At 62.2% G+C, this 18,325-nt stretch carries 18 protein-coding genes; 4 read left to right on the forward strand and 14 right to left on the reverse strand.

Features of this window, described 5'->3' with window-relative positions:
• Nucleotides 1-15: 15 nt before the first annotated feature.
• The 5 genes from FA04_RS13650 to FA04_RS13670 form a co-directional block, all read right to left on the reverse strand.
• Nucleotides 16-582: a GNAT family N-acetyltransferase gene (locus FA04_RS13650; RefSeq protein WP_034797714.1), complete on the reverse strand. Its 567-nt coding sequence runs from the start codon at nucleotides 580-582 to the stop codon at nucleotides 16-18.
• 104 nt (nucleotides 583-686) lie between these two features.
• Nucleotides 687-1,115 carry a DUF1178 family protein gene (locus FA04_RS13655; RefSeq protein WP_034797716.1) on the reverse strand — a complete coding sequence of 143 codons (429 nt, stop codon included), beginning with the start codon at nucleotides 1,113-1,115 and terminating at the stop codon, nucleotides 687-689.
• The gene (locus FA04_RS13660; RefSeq protein ID WP_034797872.1) at nucleotides 1,112-1,969 is read right to left on the reverse strand and encodes a carbon-nitrogen hydrolase family protein; all 858 of its coding nucleotides are present in this window, start codon (nucleotides 1,967-1,969) and stop codon (nucleotides 1,112-1,114) included. The genes FA04_RS13655 and FA04_RS13660 overlap by 4 nt, the downstream gene beginning before the upstream one ends.
• A 66-nt stretch (nucleotides 1,970-2,035) precedes the next feature.
• Nucleotides 2,036-2,293, reverse strand: a complete 258-nt coding sequence (grxC, locus tag FA04_RS13665) for a glutaredoxin 3 (protein WP_034797718.1) — start codon at nucleotides 2,291-2,293, stop codon at nucleotides 2,036-2,038.
• 47 nt (nucleotides 2,294-2,340) lie between these two features.
• Nucleotides 2,341-3,072: a ComF family protein gene (locus FA04_RS13670; protein WP_234798704.1), complete on the reverse strand. Its 732-nt coding sequence runs from the start codon at nucleotides 3,070-3,072 to the stop codon at nucleotides 2,341-2,343.
• Between the two features lie 101 nt (nucleotides 3,073-3,173).
• On the opposite strand from FA04_RS13670, the gene FA04_RS13675 reads away from it, so the two are divergent.
• Nucleotides 3,174-4,052, forward strand: coding sequence for a methyltransferase domain-containing protein (locus FA04_RS13675; RefSeq protein WP_034797722.1), 879 nt, complete (start codon nucleotides 3,174-3,176; stop codon nucleotides 4,050-4,052).
• A gap of 32 nt (nucleotides 4,053-4,084) precedes the next feature.
• On the opposite strand, the gene FA04_RS34305 is transcribed toward FA04_RS13675, so the two are convergent.
• The 6 genes from FA04_RS34305 to FA04_RS13700 form a co-directional block, all read right to left on the reverse strand.
• On the reverse strand, nucleotides 4,085-4,252 hold the full coding sequence (locus FA04_RS34305; protein ID WP_082566310.1) for a Flp family type IVb pilin: 168 nt from the start codon (nucleotides 4,250-4,252) through the stop codon (nucleotides 4,085-4,087).
• Between the two features lie 69 nt (nucleotides 4,253-4,321).
• The gene (locus tag FA04_RS13680) at nucleotides 4,322-4,642 is read right to left on the reverse strand and encodes a hypothetical protein (RefSeq protein ID WP_034797725.1); all 321 of its coding nucleotides are present in this window, start codon (nucleotides 4,640-4,642) and stop codon (nucleotides 4,322-4,324) included.
• A gap of 179 nt (nucleotides 4,643-4,821) precedes the next feature.
• A complete protein-coding gene (gene mutT / locus FA04_RS13685) occupies nucleotides 4,822-5,235 on the reverse strand; it encodes an 8-oxo-dGTP diphosphatase MutT (protein ID WP_034797726.1) in 414 nt (137 codons plus the stop codon).
• Nucleotides 5,236-5,239: 4 nt separating this feature from the next.
• Complete coding sequence (locus FA04_RS13690) at nucleotides 5,240-6,058, reverse strand: GNAT family N-acetyltransferase (protein ID WP_034797729.1); 819 nt, start codon at nucleotides 6,056-6,058, stop codon at nucleotides 5,240-5,242.
• Between the two features lie 58 nt (nucleotides 6,059-6,116).
• Entirely contained in the window at nucleotides 6,117-7,358 is a 1,242-nt protein-coding gene (argJ, locus tag FA04_RS13695; protein ID WP_034797731.1) for a bifunctional glutamate N-acetyltransferase/amino-acid acetyltransferase ArgJ, read from the reverse strand.
• Nucleotides 7,359-7,569: 211 nt separating this feature from the next.
• A complete protein-coding gene (locus FA04_RS13700) occupies nucleotides 7,570-8,436 on the reverse strand; it encodes a peptidylprolyl isomerase (RefSeq protein ID WP_034797733.1) in 867 nt (288 codons plus the stop codon).
• Nucleotides 8,437-8,679: 243 nt separating this feature from the next.
• Between FA04_RS13700 and secA the strand changes: the two genes are divergently transcribed.
• Nucleotides 8,680-11,388, forward strand: coding sequence for a preprotein translocase subunit SecA (gene secA / locus FA04_RS13705; protein ID WP_034797735.1), 2,709 nt, complete (start codon nucleotides 8,680-8,682; stop codon nucleotides 11,386-11,388).
• 41 nt (nucleotides 11,389-11,429) lie between these two features.
• Here the strand turns inward: secA and FA04_RS13710 are convergent, their stop codons facing one another.
• The gene (locus FA04_RS13710) at nucleotides 11,430-11,648 is read right to left on the reverse strand and encodes a hypothetical protein (RefSeq protein WP_034797737.1); all 219 of its coding nucleotides are present in this window, start codon (nucleotides 11,646-11,648) and stop codon (nucleotides 11,430-11,432) included.
• Nucleotides 11,649-11,834: 186 nt separating this feature from the next.
• Between FA04_RS13710 and FA04_RS13715 the strand changes: the two genes are divergently transcribed.
• Together FA04_RS13715 and FA04_RS13720 are read left to right on the forward strand one after the other, a co-directional pair.
• Nucleotides 11,835-13,226: a lipopolysaccharide biosynthesis protein gene (locus FA04_RS13715; RefSeq protein WP_051659382.1), complete on the forward strand. Its 1,392-nt coding sequence runs from the start codon at nucleotides 11,835-11,837 to the stop codon at nucleotides 13,224-13,226.
• Nucleotides 13,223-14,497 (forward strand): GNAT family N-acetyltransferase, encoded by a 1,275-nt coding sequence (locus FA04_RS13720; protein ID WP_034797746.1) that lies wholly within the window; start codon nucleotides 13,223-13,225, stop codon nucleotides 14,495-14,497. Before FA04_RS13715 ends, FA04_RS13720 begins: the two co-directional genes overlap by 4 nt.
• 84 nt (nucleotides 14,498-14,581) lie before the next feature.
• On the opposite strand, the gene FA04_RS13725 is transcribed toward FA04_RS13720, so the two are convergent.
• Both FA04_RS13725 and FA04_RS13730 read right to left on the reverse strand, forming a co-directional pair.
• A complete protein-coding gene (locus tag FA04_RS13725; RefSeq protein ID WP_034797748.1) occupies nucleotides 14,582-16,243 on the reverse strand; it encodes an AMP-binding protein in 1,662 nt (553 codons plus the stop codon).
• A 378-nt stretch (nucleotides 16,244-16,621) separates the two neighbouring features.
• Nucleotides 16,622-18,235, reverse strand: coding sequence for an arylsulfatase (locus FA04_RS13730; RefSeq protein ID WP_034797750.1), 1,614 nt, complete (start codon nucleotides 18,233-18,235; stop codon nucleotides 16,622-16,624).
• Nucleotides 18,236-18,325: the final 90 nt, after the last annotated feature.

The raw sequence follows: 18,325 nt of genomic DNA on the forward strand, positions 1-18,325 counted from the left end.
CAACTGTCGGCGGTCTCAGCCAGCCTGCCGACGCTCCTGCCACTCGCGCTTCAACAGCGCATAGACGTATTCGTCGCCCCAGACATCGTTGAACCGGTCGTTCTCGATCAGATGCGCTTCGCGGCGCATGCCGAGACGCTCGACGACGCCGACGGATCCCTTGTTGAGGGCATCGAGCCGGGCAAAGATCCGGTGAAACTTCAGCGTCGAAAAGCCGAGATCAAGCAACGCCCGCATCGCTTCCGTAGCGTAGCCCTTGCCGGCAAAGTCGGGATTGAAGATGTAGCCGGTCTCCGCCTGTTCCGCCGCACTGCTTGCGAGCTTCAGCAGGACCTCGCCGATCAGTACACCATCCTCGCGGCGCTCGACGGCAAACACCGCGACGTCCCCATCGTCAACGAGCTTTGGCGCCGAAGCCTTGGCGAATTTTGTCCGCGCTGCCGTTTCGTCGAGCGGGTCCTGATAGAGATAATGGTAGACCTCCGGCAGGCGGTGATAGGCAAAGAATGCCGGAAAATCGCCAGGCGCGAAGGGCCGGATAACGAGGCGATCAGTGGAAATGTGAACATCGGACAATGCCATTGGCTGGAAAACTCCCATTGCAAAGCTGCGAGATGGGAGCCAAGGCATTGTATTTAAAGGGTGAGAACCAAAGTTTAGACGCGCAGATGCGAAAGTGCCCCGCGTCAGTTGACCTCGTCGGGCAAGATCGGCAGCGGCGCGACCGCGATCCCTTCTTCGAGCAACGCCACGGCCTCTTCCGCCGTCGCCTTGCCGATCAGCCCGCGCTCTTCCGCCTCGCCGTAGTGGATCTTGCGGGCTTCCTCGGGAAAGCGCTCGCCGACATCCTCGGCGTTCTCGCGTACGGACTTCACCAGCTCGCGGATCTTGGCGACCGTTTCCTTCTGCGCCTGGTCCATGATCACCGCCCGCGTCGCCTCCTTCTTGCGCGCGGTCGCGACCGAGGGCGCCATCAGTTGCTTGGCAACGGATGTCGAGTTGCAGCTCGGACAGGAGACCAGTTTGCGCTCGACCTGGCGGTCGAAATCGTCACTCGACGAGAACCAACCCTCGAAATCGTGGCCGTTGTCGCAGGAAAGGGTGTAGCGGATCAAGCGGCAACGCCTCCCTTCCCGGTCGGCGCCACTTCATCGAGCACGAAGCTACGGGCATTCTTCAAGTTCGGTATCTTGGCACGCGCCGCATGCACGGCGGCGACATCGATGTCGGCAAGCACAACCGCCTCGCCCGTAGGGCCAGCCGAAGCGAGCACGCGCCCCCAGGGATCAACGATCATAGAATGGCCGAACGTCTCACGCCCATCCTCATGCGTGCCCCCTTGCGCGGCGGCAATGACGAAGAGGCCGTTCTCGATCGCGCGGGCGCGAAGCAGGATTTCCCAGTGCGCCTCGCCCGTCTGCCGTGTGAAGGCGGCGGGCACCGACATGATCTCGGCGCCGGCAACGGCCTGCTGCCGGAAAAGCTCCGGGAAGCGCACGTCGTAGCAAATGGAAAAGCCAAGTTTGCCGAAATCGAGTTCGGCCAGGCGTGCAATGCTGCCCGGCTGATAGGCGGCACTTTCCCGCCAGCTCTCGCCGTTGTCGAGATCGACGTCGAACATATGGATCTTGTCATAGTCACAGATCTTTTGGCCATTCGGGCCAAACAGCAGGCCGCGATTGGCGATCTTACCGTCGGCAAGCGCGATCGGCGTCGAGCCGACATGGAGGTAGACGCCAAGTTCGCCGGCAAGCTGAGCCGCCGCCGCGGCAATAAGATCGTTGGCCTCGTCCTTCAGGATCGCGCGCAGCGCCGCCCGGTCCCGCTGCAGCGCCCCGGTCATTTCCGGAGTCTGGATATAGGTCGCACCCTGGGCTGCCGCTTCACGCGCGAGCCGCACCATCGTCTCCGCATTCTTGCGCGGATCGACGCCGGAACACATCTGAATGGCTGCGGCCTTGAAAGTCATCACGTCCAACTCCTAAGCGCTCACCGCTGATAAACGGGACGTCGCCTCATGCAAGGGTACGGTGCCTCAGGCAGCCAGCATCGCGTCGAGTTTGCCGGCGCGTTCCAGCGCGTGCAGGTCGTCGCAGCCACCGACATGAATGTCGTTGATGAAGATCTGCGGGAACGTCGTCCCACCGTGCGACTTGTCGATCATCACCTGCCGAACGTTCGGATCATAGGTGGCATCGTGCTCGAGGAAGGAAACGCCCTTGGTTTCCAGGAGTTTCTTTGCGGCCGAGCAATAGCCGCAGAACTGACGCGTATAAATGACCACCGAAGCCATGATCCTGAACCGCTCCTTTGCCGGCGACCGTGCCGGACATCTGATTGTCATATAAGACCGGATACGGCTCTTGCAAAGGTCAAAACCGTGACCGACCCGGCTCCCGCCCGCTTCAGCGCACGGGTCGCTGCGGCAACGGTTGCGCCGGTCGTATATACATCGTCGACGAGAACCACGCTTTTCCCACTGAGACCCGCCCTGCCGCTTTCCGAGACGGCGAAGGCGCCGCGGACGTTCTCCTCGCGGGCGCGCAATCCCAAGCGTACCTGCGGGCTCGTGCGCCGGATGCGCCTCAAGATGTCGGGCTGATACGGACGACCGGAGAGCTGCGCAATGGCTCGCGCCAATTCCGCCGACTGGTTGAACCGCCGCTTCCACAGCCGGAAGGCATGCAGCGGCACGGGGATGATCGCGTCGGCGGAAGCGACGGCACCGTCGCTCGCCCGGATCATCCATGTCGCCATCATCGGCGCGAGATCCGTGCGGTCGCGATATTTCAGCCCGTGGACCAGATCGCGGGCAACGCCTTCATGGATCGCCACCGACCTTAACCGATCGAATGCAGGCGGGTTGGCGATCGCCTCCGGTGACACCGCTCCGGCGCCGTGATCGACCGAAAACGGCATGCCGAGAATATCGCAATAGGGCCGCTCGATCAGCGGCAGCGTCGCCCAGCAGGAGGCGCAGACCGCGCGATGATCGCCGACCAGCCGGCCGCAACCGCAACAGACAGGCGGAAAGACGAGATCGACGAGCCCCAGTCCGAATCGTCTCAGCATGCCCGCGCGCCACGCCTGCGGAATACGCAACCTCTCCCATGCCATGCGGTTGACTTTGTGCCTCCGAAGGTCTCTTTGCTGCCCATCGCGGAGAGACTATCGTGGAAAAAATCTTTGACCAGAGCCTCGTCGAGGCGCACCGGGCAAGGGCGCTCAGAAACGCCGATCCGAAGGCCGGTTTCCTTCTCGACATCGTTGCCGAAGAGCTCGCCGAGCGTGTCGGCGTGGTCGAGCGTCATTTTGATCGCGCACTCGAACTTCACGGCTATACCGGTGAAACGGCCCGCCAACTGATGGCGACCGGCAAGATCGACGCCATCGAGCGCATCGAGACCGACGCCCGCTTCAGCTCGACCGAGGCGCCGGTGACGATCGCCTCGCTCGAGGAAGTTCCGGCCGAACCGGAAAGCGTCAACCTGATCGTCTCGCCGCTGTCCCTGCATCTGACCAACGATACACCGGGCGCCTTCATCCAGGTGCGGCGGGCGCTGAAGCCCGATGGGTTGTTCCTCGCCGCCATCCCGGGCAGCGGCACGCTGCAGGAGCTGCGCGAAGCGCTGCTGGCTGCAGAGGCCGAATTGACCGGCGGCGCCAGCCCGCGCGTCATTCCCTTCGCCGATGTCCGTGACGTCGGCGCTCTGCTCCAACGCGCCGGCTTCGCTCTGCCGGTCACCGACACGGAAACCTACACGGTGCGCTATGATTCGCTGTTCGCGCTGATCCGCGACCTGCGCGCCATGGGCATGACCAGCCCGCTTTCGGCGCGCAGCCGCACGCCCGTTTCCAGGCGGTTCTTCCTCAGGGCTGCGGAAATTTACGCGGAGCGCTTCTCCGATCCGGACGGCCGCGTTCGCGCTACCTTCTCCATCATCTATCTGTCCGGCTGGGCGCCGCACGAAAGCCAGCAGAAGCCGCTGAAGCCGGGTTCAGCAAAGCAACGGCTTTCGGCAGCGCTTGGCACGAAGGAGCAGCCGCTGTAGGGCGGCATCCACCCCAGATCCGGTCTTAGTGCTTATGCGCTCGGGAACGCTGCGGCGAGCGAGTCGTAGACGTAGGTCAGGGCGTTGCCGATCTGGTTGGCCCCGAAGATTAAGCTGAGGGAGACGAGGGCGGCGATCAGCGCATACTCGATGGCGATGCCGCCGTCCGTGCCACCAAACAAGCGTCTAAGCGTTTCCATGCGTCCCCAGCCAGATTTGTGTTCAATCCGAATCGGACGCCAGCGCCAAACGGGCCGATGGCGTTCGCCTCAGCAGCCGCTCTTGCGGCCGTCGGCATCGATAATGCAAACCGCTCCGGGCATTTCCTGAAGGACGCTGCGCCGAACCGTGTAGCGCTTGGTGGTCCCCTTCGAAGGGATGGAGCCGGTGGAAATGTTGTCGTAATCGACGGGCGTGTTCGCCATGATGCGCTTGTCGGTCTTGGATGACAGCATGGGCGTCAGGATCAGTGTCAGCGCGATCACCGCCGTTCCGAACAACAGCGACAGATTGAGCACACCTGTCCGGCGGGACTGATTATTCATCAGATCCTTTTCCTGAACCGTGTTCCAGAAATCGTCGTCCACCATCCCAGCCTCACAAACGCGCAAAATACGGCGAACGCAAGCGCCCTTCCCAAGCTTGGTTCCACCGCACTGCCTGAAATCGATACGCCGTTGCCAACGATACGTACCAAAACTGAATTGGAGCTATCTTTGCGCCAGGGAGATAAACGATCGATTAATAATCAATCAGATTTCGGGTAGGTTCAGAGCAAATCCATAATAAACGGGATAAGCGGTTCGTCTGCCGGCGGCATCGGAAAATCGCGCAGGGCCTTTGGCCGGACCCACTTGATCGCCTGGCCTTCCCGCCCGATCGCAACCCCTTCATAGCGGCGGCAGACATAGAGCGGCATCAGCAGATGGAAGTCGTCATAGGTGTGGCTGGCGAAGGTGAGCGGCGCCAGGCATGCGACCTTGGTGCGGATGCCGAGTTCTTCCTCAAGCTCGCGGATCAGGGTTTCCTCCGGCGTCTCGCCGGCTTCAACCTTGCCGCCCGGAAACTCCCATAGGCCGGCAAGCGATTTCCCCTCCGGTCGCTGCGCGAGCAGGATACGACCATCGGAATCGACAAGCGCGCAGGCCGCGACAAGCACGATCTTCTTTCCGTTGGCATCCATGGCCTCAAGCTCCCGGCGTTCGATAGATGTAGCTGTAAACCTCGGAGAAACCGGCGCCGCGATAAAGCGCCATAGCCGAGCTGTTATCCGCTTCCACCTGCAGCCAGGCCTTCTTGGCTCCGCGCAGACGCGCCCAGCGCAGGCAGACGTCGAGCATCGCCTTGCCGACGCCCCGGCCACGGACCCGCTCGTCCACGGCAAACTGCATGATGCCGGCAAGATCGTTGTCCTGGACGACGAGCGCCACGGCCGTCGGCCCCATCTCGGCATCCTCGAACAGGAAGAGGCCACTCTCCGGCTTGATCGCGTTGATGATTTCGGCCAGCGCCGCCTTGCGCTTCGGATCGCTCTTCGCAATCCCGATGCACGCATCGACGAACCGGCCGACATCCTTGATCGGCAGATGATCGATGCCGTCACCGAACTCGCGCTCGACCAGGTCGACGCTCATGACCAGGCTGCGGCTGAACGCATTCCAGCCCTCGGCATCCATATGGGCGACAAGCTGCGGCGGCGTCAGCGGCGTCTGGCGCACAGTCAGCGGCCGGCCGTAGTCGGCAAAGCGCCGGGCAGCCTTTTCGAGACGGACCGGGATGTCGCGATAGTCGGACGGATCAAGCGGATTGACGGAATTCAGCCGCTTGGAATCATGGCCTGCATTGAGCCGGATCAGCCAGCTGCCATCATATTGTACGGACGCTGCCGGCCAGGCGCGGAAACCCACGGCCTCGAGACGGCGCACGTTCGGAAGATCCACCATTGCCACTTCCCCAGCTTCGGCCTGTGCCTTGCCCGCCACGTGCCGAATATCATTCGATGTCATCTTGCTACCTCTGCACGGTCTGGCGCGCCAGGCCGCTCACCATCACATAACCGGCGCCTCAGCTCCGGTAGTCGCCGTTGATCTCGACATATTCCTTCGTCAGGTCGCAGGTATAGACAGTGGCCCGACCGGAACCGAGGCCGATTTCGACGCGGATCGTGATGTCCTCTTCCTTCATCACGGCCGTGGCCGCAGCTTCAGAATAGGTGGGATCGCGCTCCCCCTCGACGGCGACGCGCACGTCGCCGAACCAGATCGCCAGCCGGTCGCGCTCGGCCATTTCTCCGGACTTGCCGACGGCCATGACCACGCGGCCCCAGTTGGCGTCTTCACCGGCGACCGCCGTCTTGACGAGCGGCGAATTGGCGATCGAAAGCGCGATGCGCTTGGCGGCCGCATCATTCTCGGCGCCTTCGACAGTCACCTCGACCATCTTGCGAGCGCCTTCGCCGTCGCGCACGACCTGGAGCGCGAGATCGCGCAAAAGGTCGTTCAGTGCGGCGCGGAAGGCATTAAGACGCGGGTCGGCCGCATCGGAGATTGCCGGCTGGCCGTCGGCCGATGCCGCGCCCGTAGCGAACAGCATCAGCGTATCGGACGTCGAAGTGTCGCTGTCGACCGTGACCGAGTTGAAGGTCGGGCCGACGCCGGCCGAAAGCAGGGCCTGCAGCGCCGAAGGCGCAATGTCGGCATCTGTGACCACGAAGGAGAGCATCGTCGCCATGTCGGGCGCGATCATGCCGGCGCCCTTGGAGATGCCGTTGATCGTCACCTTGACGCCGTCGATTTCGGCGCTGCGTGTCGCTACCTTCGGATAGGTATCCGTCGTCATGATCGCCTTGGCGGCTTCGAACCAGAAGTCCTCCTTGCCGGCAACAGCCAGATCGTCGAGCACGCCGGCAAACTTGGTCGCGTCCAAAGGCTCGCCGATGACGCCGGTCGACGCCAGGAAGACTTCGCTCTCCGCGCAGCCGACAGCCTTTGCCGCCGACTTTGCCGTCAGTTCCGTCGCCTCGCGGCCCTTCTTGCCGGTGAAGGCATTGGCGTTGCCGGAGTTGACGACGACAGCGCGCGCGACACCGCCGGCAAGGTTCTTGCGGCAGAAATCGACAGGGGCCGAAGGGCACTTGGAACGGGTGAAGACACCGGCCACGACGGCCGGCCGGTCGAACACCATCATCAGCACGTCGGTGCGGTTCTTGTACTTGATGCCGGCGGCTGCGGTCGCCATGCGGACGCCACGCACGGAGGGCATTTCGGCAAAGGTTTTCGGAGCGAGCGGAGAAACGGAGCCGGACATGGGAAACCTGCTGTGACGTGTTGGAGCCAAAGCACTTCCAAAAGAGCCTGGCGGCCTTCAGGAAATGCCTAAGAACAAGGATCCGGAGCGGTCTACAACCGAAACGGCTCCAGATCCATCTTGCGACAAATGCCCGAACGGTTTTCACCGCCGGGCATCGACAAAAAGCGGTGACGACAGGCCCCGCCAGTGGCAGGGCCCGCCGATCGAATTACTTGGCTTGTTGCGCTTCCTGCGCCTTGTTGGCCTCGTCATAGGCCTGCTTCAGCGCCGGGTCGGAAATTTCGACGCCTGCATCCTTCTTGGCGGCGGCAAGCAGCTCGACATACTTGTCACGCATGACAAGCTGACGAACCTGCTGCTCGACCTGCTCGAGCGGCGGCGGGGCCTGCGGGCGCTTGTCTTCGACCAGGATTACGTGGAAGCCGAACTGCGTCTTGACCGGGGTCTTGGTGTAGGCGCCCTTCTCGAGAGCGAAGGCAGCCGTTTCGAATTCCGGCACCATGCGGCCCTTGGTGAAGTAACCGAGGTCGCCGCCGTCGTTCTTGTTCGGATCGGTGGACTTCGCCTTGGCAAGCTCGACGAAGCTCTTGCCAGCGTCGAGTTCCTTGATGATTTCCTTGGCTTCGTCTTCCGTCTTGACCAGGATATGGCGGGCCTTCACTTCGTCCTGAACCGGAATGGCCGCGACTTCCTTGTCGTAGCGTGCCTTCACCTCTTCCTTGGTGATGGCGTCGACGACATGCTTCTTGAAGTAGGCGTTGTGAAGTTCGCGCTCGGTGAGGTACGCGACGCGCTGCTTGAAAGTGGCGTCGTCCTGCAGGCCTTCCTTCTCGGCCGTGGCGGAAAGAAGCTTAACGTCGATGATCGCCGACAGTGCTGCGGCGCGCTTCTGTTCTTCCGGCATCTGCTGCAGCTGCGGGTCGAGGCCACCCAGAGCAAGATTGAGTTCGGACTGACGCACGTCCTCGCCGCCAACCTTGGCGACCACCGGATCGGCGTCTTCCGCCCGCGCGCCACCATGTACGGCCATCGCCGCAACCAGTGCCACGGCGGCCAGGGTTTTCAACTTGGTCATGCTCACTAACCTTTCACATTGGCCTTCGGCGCAATTGCCTGCAGCTTGTAGCGGCTGCACAACACCAGAATGTGGCGGTTCTGTAGCCGTCCGGCAGTGCAATTGCGTTGACATAATTCGACCCCCCTCTTATCTGTCACGCAACCTCGCGTCCAGAACAGTTTCCGGGCGTTTCACGGCATTGCGCGGTTTTCGCGGCGTGGCCATGAGACCCAAGGCAACAAAAATGAAAGGACCATTCGTATGGTCAGTCTCGGCGGCCTAGCCCGCAAGTTGTTTGGCTCCTCCAACGATCGCCGCGTGCGTGGCTACAAGGCACGGGTGGACGCCATCAACGCACTTGAAGCCGACATGAAGGCTTTGTCGGATGAGGCGCTCGCCGGCAAGACGGTGGAATTCCGCAAGCAGCTGGAAGAAGGCAAGACGCTCGACGACCTTCTGGTTCCGGCCTTTGCGGTCGCCCGCGAGGCGGCCCGCCGCGTGCTCGGCCTGCGCCCGTTCGACGTCCAGCTCATCGGCGGCATGATCCTGCACGAGCGCGCCATCGCCGAAATGAAGACCGGTGAAGGCAAGACCCTCGTCGCGACGCTTCCGGTCTACCTGAACGCGCTTGCGAGCAAGGGCGTGCACGTCGTTACCGTCAACGACTACCTCGCCCAGCGCGACGCCGGCACCATGGACCGCATCTATAGCTTCCTCGGCATGACCACGGGCGTCATCGTCCACGGCCTGACCGACGAGCAGCGCAAAGCCGCCTATGCCTGCGACATCACTTATGCCACCAACAACGAGCTCGGCTTCGACTATCTGCGCGACAACATGAAGTACGAGCGCGGACAGATGGTCCAGCGCGGCCACTTCTTCGCCATCGTCGACGAAGTGGACTCGATCCTCGTCGACGAAGCGCGCACGCCGCTGATCATCTCCGGCCCGCTCGACGACCGCTCGGATCTCTACAACACAATCAACGAATTCATTCCGCTGCTTTCGGCTGAGGACTACGAGATCGACGAGAAGCAGCGCTCGGCCAACTTCTCCGAAGAAGGCACCGAGAAGCTCGAAAACCTGCTGCGCGAGGCGGGCCTGCTCAAGGGTGAATCGCTCTACGACATCGAAAACGTCGCAATCGTCCACCACGTCAACAATGCGCTCAAGGCCCACAAGCTGTTCCAGCGCGACAAGGACTACATCGTTCGCAACGGCGAGATCGTCATCATCGACGAATTCACCGGCCGCATGATGCCGGGCCGCCGTTATTCGGAAGGCCAGCACCAGGCGCTCGAAGCCAAGGAAAAGGTGCAGATCCAGCCAGAGAACCAGACGCTCGCATCGATCACCTTCCAGAACTACTTCCGCATGTACTCCAAGCTCGGCGGCATGACCGGTACGGCCTCCACCGAAGCGGAAGAATTCGGCAACATCTACGGCCTGGAAGTCGTTGAAGTTCCGACCAATCTGCCGATCAAGCGTATCGACGAGGATGACGAGGTCTACCGTACGCAGGGCGAAAAGCTGAACGCCATCATCGACGAGATCAAGTCGGCACACGAGCGCGGCCAGCCGATGCTGGTCGGCACGACGTCGATCGAAAAGTCCGAGCAGTTGGCCGACCTTCTGAAGAAGTCCGGCTTTGCCAACTTCCAGGTTCTCAACGCCCGCTACCACGAGCAGGAAGCCTTCATCGTCGCCCAGGCCGGCGTGCCCGGCGCCGTCACGATCGCCACCAACATGGCCGGTCGCGGCACCGATATCCAGCTCGGCGGCAACGTCGACATGCGCATCCAGCAGGAGCTCTCGGAAGTTGAGCCCGGCCCCGAGCGCGAACAGCGCGAACAGGCGATCCGCGCCGAAGTGCAGCAGCTGAAGGAAAAAGCGCTGGCCGCGGGCGGGCTTTACGTTCTCGCTACCGAGCGCCACGAAAGCCGCCGCATCGACAACCAGCTTCGCGGCCGTTCCGGCCGTCAGGGCGACCCGGGTCGATCGAAGTTCTACCTGTCGCTCCAGGACGACCTGATGCGCATCTTCGGCTCCGACCGCATGGACGGTATGCTGCAGAAGCTGGGCCTCAAGGAAGGTGAGTCGATCATCCATCCGTGGATCAACAAGGCTCTCGAACGCGCCCAGAAGAAGGTTGAAGCCCGCAACTTCGACATCCGCAAGAACCTTCTGAAGTACGACGACGTTCTCAACGATCAGCGCAAGGTGATCTTCGAGCAGCGCATCGAGCTGATGGATGCCGAAAGCGTCACCGAAACCGTGACCGACATGCGCACCGAAGTCGTCGAAGACATGGTCAGCAAGCGCATTCCCGAGAAGGCCTATGCCGAGCAGTGGGACGTCGCCGGTCTCAAGGCCGACGTGCAGCAATACCTCAATCTCGACCTGCCGATCACCGAATGGGCTGCCGAGGAAGGCATCGACGAAGCCGATATTCTCGAGCGCGTCATGACCGCTGCCGAAAAGGAAGCCGCCGACCGTGCCGAACGCTTCGGTCCGGAGATCATGCAGTATGTCGAACGCTCGGTCGTGCTGCAGACACTCGACCATCTGTGGCGCGAGCACATCGTCAACCTCGATCACCTGCGCTCAGTCATCGGCTTCCGCGGCTACGCCCAGCGCGATCCGCTGCAGGAATACAAGTCCGAAGCCTTCGAGCTGTTCCAGGCCCTGCTCGGCAACCTGCGCCAGGCCGTGACCGCACAGCTCATGCGCGTCGAGCTGGTGCGCGAAGCAGCCGAAGCGCCGCAGCCGGCTCCGCCTGTCATGCATGGCCACCATATCGATCCGCTCACCGGCGAGGACGATTTCGGCGACGTCACGCTGCTGGCCGCCCCGCCAGTGCAGCGAGACGCAACCAACCCATTGTCCTGGGGCAAGGTCTCGCGTAACGAGCTCTGCCCCTGCGGTTCGGGCAAGAAGTACAAACACTGCCACGGCATCTACGAGGCATAAGCCAGCCGCGGAATGCAGGTACTGTCTGCGCCCCCTGCCCTTCAGAAATGCCGCCCCCCGGGCGGCATTTTCGTTTCCTGGAGCCAGTTTGCTAGCGATGGCACGCCCTGGGCGATCAGGTTTTCGAGCGCGCGAATGCCGGTGCTGTTGATATGGCGGCGGCCGAGCGTGGCGTTGATACGGAGTGCGAGGTCTTCCGCGTTGGCGACCGTCAGGTCCTCCAGCCGCTCGATGCCGATCTTCTGGAGATCGCCGACCATGTGCGGCCAATCGATTTCGCCTGCATAATCCGCTGCCGCTCGCTGTCCACAATCGGCATGGTTGCCCCCATTCCTTACAACCGCGCTGCACCCTTTGTTAACGCTGTTCTGGCAGTACTGAACCCCTGTATTGCGTAATCTCAGGGTGTTCTCGTGTTCATGGCGGTATGTCAAACGGCCGGACGAATGCTGCCGTCGGCACTGAGACACCGCCTGTCCGCAATTATCGCCCGGCTTCTCCCCATCCTGACAAGTTCCGACGCCACGAACGCTGCGCGCCGCATGGCGCTCGTCGCCTTCACGGTTCGCATCGTCAGCGCCGCCATCGCCTTCCTGTCGCAGATCATCCTCGCGCGGCTGATGGGCGAGTTCGAATACGGCATCTTCGTCTTCGTCTGGGTGCTGGTCATCCTGTTCGGCAGCCTCTCCTGCGTCGGCTTTCACTCCGTCGTCATCCGCTTCCTGCCGGAATACCAGGCGTCGGCCGCCATGGACGAAATCCGCGGCGTGACGACGACGGTGCGCATCTTCGCGCTTTCCTCCGCCACCACGGTCGCCGTCCTCGGCCTTGCCGGCCTCTGGTTCTTTTCCGGGCACATCGAGGCCTATTACCTTGTGCCCCTCTATCTCGGCCTCTTCACCCTGCCGATGATCTCGCTGGGCGACGTCATGGACGGAACGGCGCGTGCCCATGGCTGGCCGATTGCCGCGATGAGCCCCACCTTCATCATCCGGCCGCTGCTCGTGCTCGTTTTCATGGTGCTCGCCGTCACCGCCGGCGCGCCCCACACCGCGCAAACCGCCATGATGGCAGCCATGGCCGCGGCCTATGTCACCAGTGTCTCGCAGTTTCTCGCGCTCACCTACCGTCTGCGCTCGCGCTATGTTCCGGGACCGCGACGCATCGAGCTTCGCCGTTGGCTCAAGGTCTCGATCCCCGTCTTCCTGGTCGATGGCTTCGGCTTCCTGCTGACCAATTCCGATGTGGTGATCGTCGGCCTCTACCTGGAGCCGGACGACGTCGCGATCTATTTCGCTGCCGCCAAGACCATGGCGCTTGTGCATTTCGTCATGTTCGCGGTCAAGGCAGCCGCGGGCCCGCGCGTCTCCAACGCGATGGCCCGCGATCCCGGCCAGATCCCCGGCATCGCGGTCGAAAGCGCCCGCTGGGCCTTCTGGCCGTCGCTTCTGGTCGGCGCGCTGGTGCTACTGGCAGGGCCGTTCCTGCTTTCGCTCTTCGGCCCGGCCTTCGTCACCGGGCTGCCGCTGATGATGGTGCTTTTCGCGGGTATCCTCGCCAAGGCTTTCATCGGCCCGGCCGAAACGCTGCTGACGATGGCCGGCCAGCAGACGCTGTGCGTGATCCTCTACGCCGGCGCGCTGGTGGTCAACATCGCACTCAACCTCAGCCTCATCCCTCTTTTCGGACTGAACGGTGCTGCTTTTGCAACCGCTGGTGCTATGTTCGTCGAGGCGATGCTGCTGCACCTCGCCGTCCGGCGTACCTTCGGCTTTGCGCTCTTTGCCTTCGCAAGAGCGCGGGCCGGCAATGAAAACAACGGGGCTGTCCATCCATGATCGGCAATACCAATCTTCCGAGCGATGCAAACAGCCGGGCCGCACGGGTTCTCGGCGGTCTGGCGCAGGACGGCGAAAGCGGACCGACCGCAGAGCATCTGATCGAGGTCGGACGTCCCGGACGGCATCTTGCCATCTATCCGGCAAGGGCCGGCTACGAGTTGCAGCGCGAACTCGACTTTCTGTCGAACCGGGCGCTGGAGCCGAACGTCTTCTTCACCGGACGCTTCCTGGCGCCGGCCATGCCACGCCTGGAAGAGCGAGTCATCCGGCTCGCGATCATGCGCGACAACGACGAGCGCCGCAGCCGGCTGCGTTTCCTGATGCCGTTCTCGATCGAAAAGCCCGGCTTCTCGATCGGCGCGCCGATCATTCGCGCCTGGTCGAACCCGTTCGGACCACTGGGCGTGCCACTGCTCGACGCCGAGGATGCGGCCGAGACCATCGACAACCTGTTCGAAGCCTTTGCCGCGCCGGCAACCGGGCTGCCCTCGATCCTGGTGCTGCCCGACATGCGGCTCAACGGCAAGGTCGCCCGCCTCACCCGCGCCGTCGCCATCGGCCGCAACCTGCCTCTGACGGTGACCGACACCTTCAGCCGGCCGATGCTCGAAAGCCTGCTCGACGGCCCGACCTATCTGCGCAAGGCAATCAGCCCGGCGCATTTCCGCGAGCTGCGGCGGCAGTGGAACAATCTCGAAAAAGAGGGCGAGCTCGTCTATTCGGTCGCCCGTCAGCCCGCCGACGTCCGCCTGCGCATGGAGGAATTCCTAGCGCTGGAAGCATCCGGCTGGAAGGGCAAGGCGCGCAGCGCCATGGTGCTCGACCGCTTCCGGGCCGCCTTTGCCCGCGAGGCGATCACCAATCTGGCCGACGGCGACAGCGTGCGCATCCACACGCTCGATCTCGACGGCAAGGCGATCGCCTCGATGGTCGTCTTCCTGATGTCGGGCGAGGCCTATACCTGGAAGACGGCCTATGACGAGCGCTATGCCAGGTTTTCGCCGGGCAAACTGCTTCTCGCCGAACTGACGGAATGGCATCTCGACGACGCCAACATCGCCCGCTCCGATTCCTGCGCGGTGCCGGACCACCCGATCATGAGCCGTTTCTGGCAGGAGCGCGAAGACATGGGCACGATGGTGATCGGCCTGCAGCAGACCCGAGACCGCGAAGTGCGCCAGGTGGCAGCCCAGCTCCACCTCTATCGCAACACCCGCAACATGGCGCGGATCCTGCGCGACAAGATCAAGGCGCTTGCCGGACGCTAGAGCGGGATGAGGAAAAAGCGGGCGCGGTTTTCCGCCCGCATCCCGCTCCAGCCAATTCAAATCAATCGCGCGGCGGCCGAGGGACTACGACGCTTCGGAAACCTCGATCGCCTCGCGCGCTTCCGCCGCCGCCTGCTCGCGCAGGAATCGTCTGATCACCTTGCCCGAGGTCGTCAACGGCAGGCTGTCGACGAAGGCGATTTCGCGCGGATACTCGTGCATCGAGAGCCGGGTCTTCACCCACTCGCGGATGGAGGTTGCCACACGCGCGTCGCCAACGACGCCCGGCCGTAGCACGACATAGGCCTTGACGATCTCGGTGCGCACCGGATCGGGCTTGCCGACAGCGGCGGCCAATTGCACGTCCGGATGGCCGGCGAGGCAATCCTCGATCTCGCCCGGGCCGATGCGATAGCCCGACGAGGTGATGACGTCGTCGTCACGCCCGAAGAAGGTGAAATAGCCCTCCTCGTCCATCACGCCCTGATCGCCTGTCGTCATCCAGTCGCCGATGAACTTCTTCTCCGTCGCCGCCGCGTTGCCCCAGTAGCCGAGGAACATCACCGGGTCCGGCCGCTTCACCGCCACCTGCCCGACGCTGCCGGCCGGCAGTTCGCGGCCTTCGCCGTCGATGATCGCCACCCGGTGGCCGGGTGCGGCCTTGCCCATCGACCCCGGCTTGACGACGCCGAGATCGGCGGCTGACGAAATGACGATGTTGCACTCGGTCTGGCCGTAGAACTCGCTGACCTCGAGACCGAGCGCCGCCTTTGCCCATTCATAGGTCTCGCGGCCGAGGGACTCGCCAGCCGAGCCGATGGTTCGGAGATTAAGCCGATAGCGCTCGCGCGGATTCTCGACCGCCTTCATCAGCCTGAGCGCCGTCGGCGGAATGAACGCATTGCGCACGTCCATTTCTTCCAGGATGCGAAAGGCAGTATGCGGGTCGAACTTCTGCGCCGGCGACGACACGACGGGTACGCCGTGCAGCAGCGACGGTAACAGCGCGTTGAGCAGCCCGCCCGCCCAGGCCCAGTCGGCCGGCGTCCACATGCGGTCACCCGGCTGCGGCAGGAAGTGATGGTGAAACTCGAAGCCCGGCAGATGGCCGAGCAGCACCCGGTGCCCGTGCAGTGCCCCCTTCGGCGGCCCTGTCGTGCCTGACGTATAGATCATCAAGGCCGGATCGTCGGGGCCGGTATCGGCCGCAACAAAGTCAGAGGGATCACCCGACGCCAAGTCAGAGAAGACAATCGTGCCCGGACGCGGCTGATCATCCGCCAGCACCACCAGCCGCAAGTCAGGCAGCCGCTCACGGATCGCCGCGATGCGTTCATAGCCAAAGCCGTTGGTGATGACAGCCGCCACGCCGGCGTCGCGCAGCCGGTATTCGAGCGCCTCGACGCCGAAGAGCAGCGCCAGCGGCAGCGCGATGGCACCGTGCTTATAGATCGCTGCATGGGCAATCGCCGTCTCGAACCCCTGCGGCAACAGGATCGCCACCCGTTCTCCGGGCATGATACCCTCCCCCGCCAGCCCCCTGGCAAAGGCCGAGGATTGCCGGGCGAATTGACGATAGGTCAGCGATTGATGCGCACCGCCAGGATCGAAATGCTGGAGACAGACACGCTCCGGCGCCCGCTCAGCCCAGGCGTCGCTGACGGCAACGCCGATGTTGAACTTTTCCGGAATCTGCCAGCGGAAGGCGCGGTAGAGTTCGTCGTAGGTCTCTATTCTCGGTAACATGACGCTGCCATGACAGTTTTCTTGCTGCAGCGCACCTAACACCTTCGCAAGCGACAGTTCAATGACTGCGGCGGCGTTCAGGCATGTCGGACGATGGATGTGAAGAAAGTGTATGTGGTGGTGCCCCATGCCGGAGCAAGCTAACGATCGAAAAACAATAACTTGGCGAAATGTGAGACAGGCAGACTATGCGTCATTTTGTTATGTTTTTTTCTGCCCTTGTCTCACTAAGCACGCGCCATTTCGGCCCTGTGGCCGCTCAACCTCCCAAGCCCTGAGGGCCTGCGAAGATCGAAGCGGGTTCGAGGCGGGCGAGATGTTTCGATTTGCTCATCAACAATCTACGCCGAGAATGCAATAACAAGGCATCCAACCCTGTTATTTCGACGGGGAAGAGGACAACTGTTCCACGACTTTATCGAGATTGAAGCTCGCGGGTTTCTGCCGTGGCGGAAACTCCTTGAAGCTGCTGAGCCAATTCGCCGCCAATGTCTGCAAGGGAACCTGAACAAAGGCGTGATCCGCAAGCCACTTGTCATACAGGATAGACTGATCTCCCCGCTCGAAGGGATCAGAACGAAGGTTGAACAGCTTGGGAATGCGCAGCTCTTCAAAACCGCGCTGCCAGACGCCGATCCCTTCATGGTTCTGTTCCAGGAACACGGCTTTCCAGTCGTTATAGCGAATGGCAACAAGCTGGCCGTCATCATTCCAGTAGACGAACTCCCGCCTCGGTGCGTCCTTCACCTCTCCCTTGAAGAAAGGCATGAGGTTATAGCCGTCGAGATGGACCTTGAAAGTCCTGGTGCCGAACTGTGCGCCCTTGAGGCATTTCTCAACGACATCGGGGTCACCGCCCGCAGCGGCAAAAGTCGGAACAAGGTCATAGTGGGAGAAGGATTCGTTGAAGACGGAACCTGGCTTGATGGTGCCGGGCCAGCGCATCAGCATGGGAACGCGGTAGCCGCCTTCCCAATTTGTCGCCTTCTCGCCGCGGAACGGCGTGTTGCCGCCGTCCGGCCATGACATTACCTCCGCTCCGTTATCCGTCGTGAATACGACTATAGTGTTATCGGCGACACCGAGGTCTTCGAGCTTCTGGAGCAATTGTCCAACATACCCGTCCAGCTCGACCATGCCGTCCGCATAGAGGCCCAGTCCAGTCTTGCCCTTGGATTCGGGTTTGAGGTGGGTCCAGACGTGCATTCGCGTTGGGTTGAAGTAGCAGAACCAAGGTTTATCGGCCTTCTGCTGGCGATCGATGAAATCGAGCGCAGCGCCGAGAAACTCCTGATCCACTGTCTCCATTCTCTTGGTAGTAAGCGCTCCCGTATCCTCAATCCGCCCATCAGCCGACGCTTTGATGACCCCACGTGGCCCGAAACGCTTGGCGAATTCAGGGTTCTTTGGATAATCGTCGTTCTCCGGCTCTTCCTCGGCGTTGAGGTGATAGAGGTTGCCGAAGAACTCATCGAAACCGTGATTGGTGGGAAGGAACTCGTCTTTGTCGCCCAGGTGATTCTTACCGAATTGCCCGGTGGCATATCCCAGGGGCTTGAGGAATTCGGCGACGCTTGGGTCCTCGGCCCGCAGCCCGATGTCCGCGCCAGGAAGCCCCACTTTCGTTAGTCCTGTCCGAATAGGCGATTGTCCGGTGATGAACGCAGCACGTCCAGCAGTGCAACTCTGCTCGCCATACCAATCGGTGAACTTTGCACCTTCCGTTCCTATTCGATCGATGTTGGGTGTGCGGTAGCCCATTATGCCGTGATTGTAGATGCTTGCATTGAACCAGCCTATGTCATCCGCCATGATCATGAGAATGTTCGGCTTGCGCCCAACTCCTGACCCAGCGGCCTGCTGTGCTATCGCAAGGCCTGGCGCCGACAATGACACGGCGCTGGCTGCCAGGGCAGTGCTCGCCACCAGCAAAGCGCGTCGACTAAGGCCTTGTGGAACTTCGTTAGCTGCGGGCTTCGATTCGTCTACCATTCGCGTATCTCCAAGCAGAAGGGCAAGTCCCATCTCCGTAGGCTAGCGGTGAATTAAAATGAGGGGAAGTATATTTCTGTACACGCAACT

It is taken from the genome of Ensifer adhaerens, from assembly GCF_000697965.2.
Lineage (GTDB): Bacteria > Pseudomonadota > Alphaproteobacteria > Rhizobiales > Rhizobiaceae > Ensifer > Ensifer adhaerens.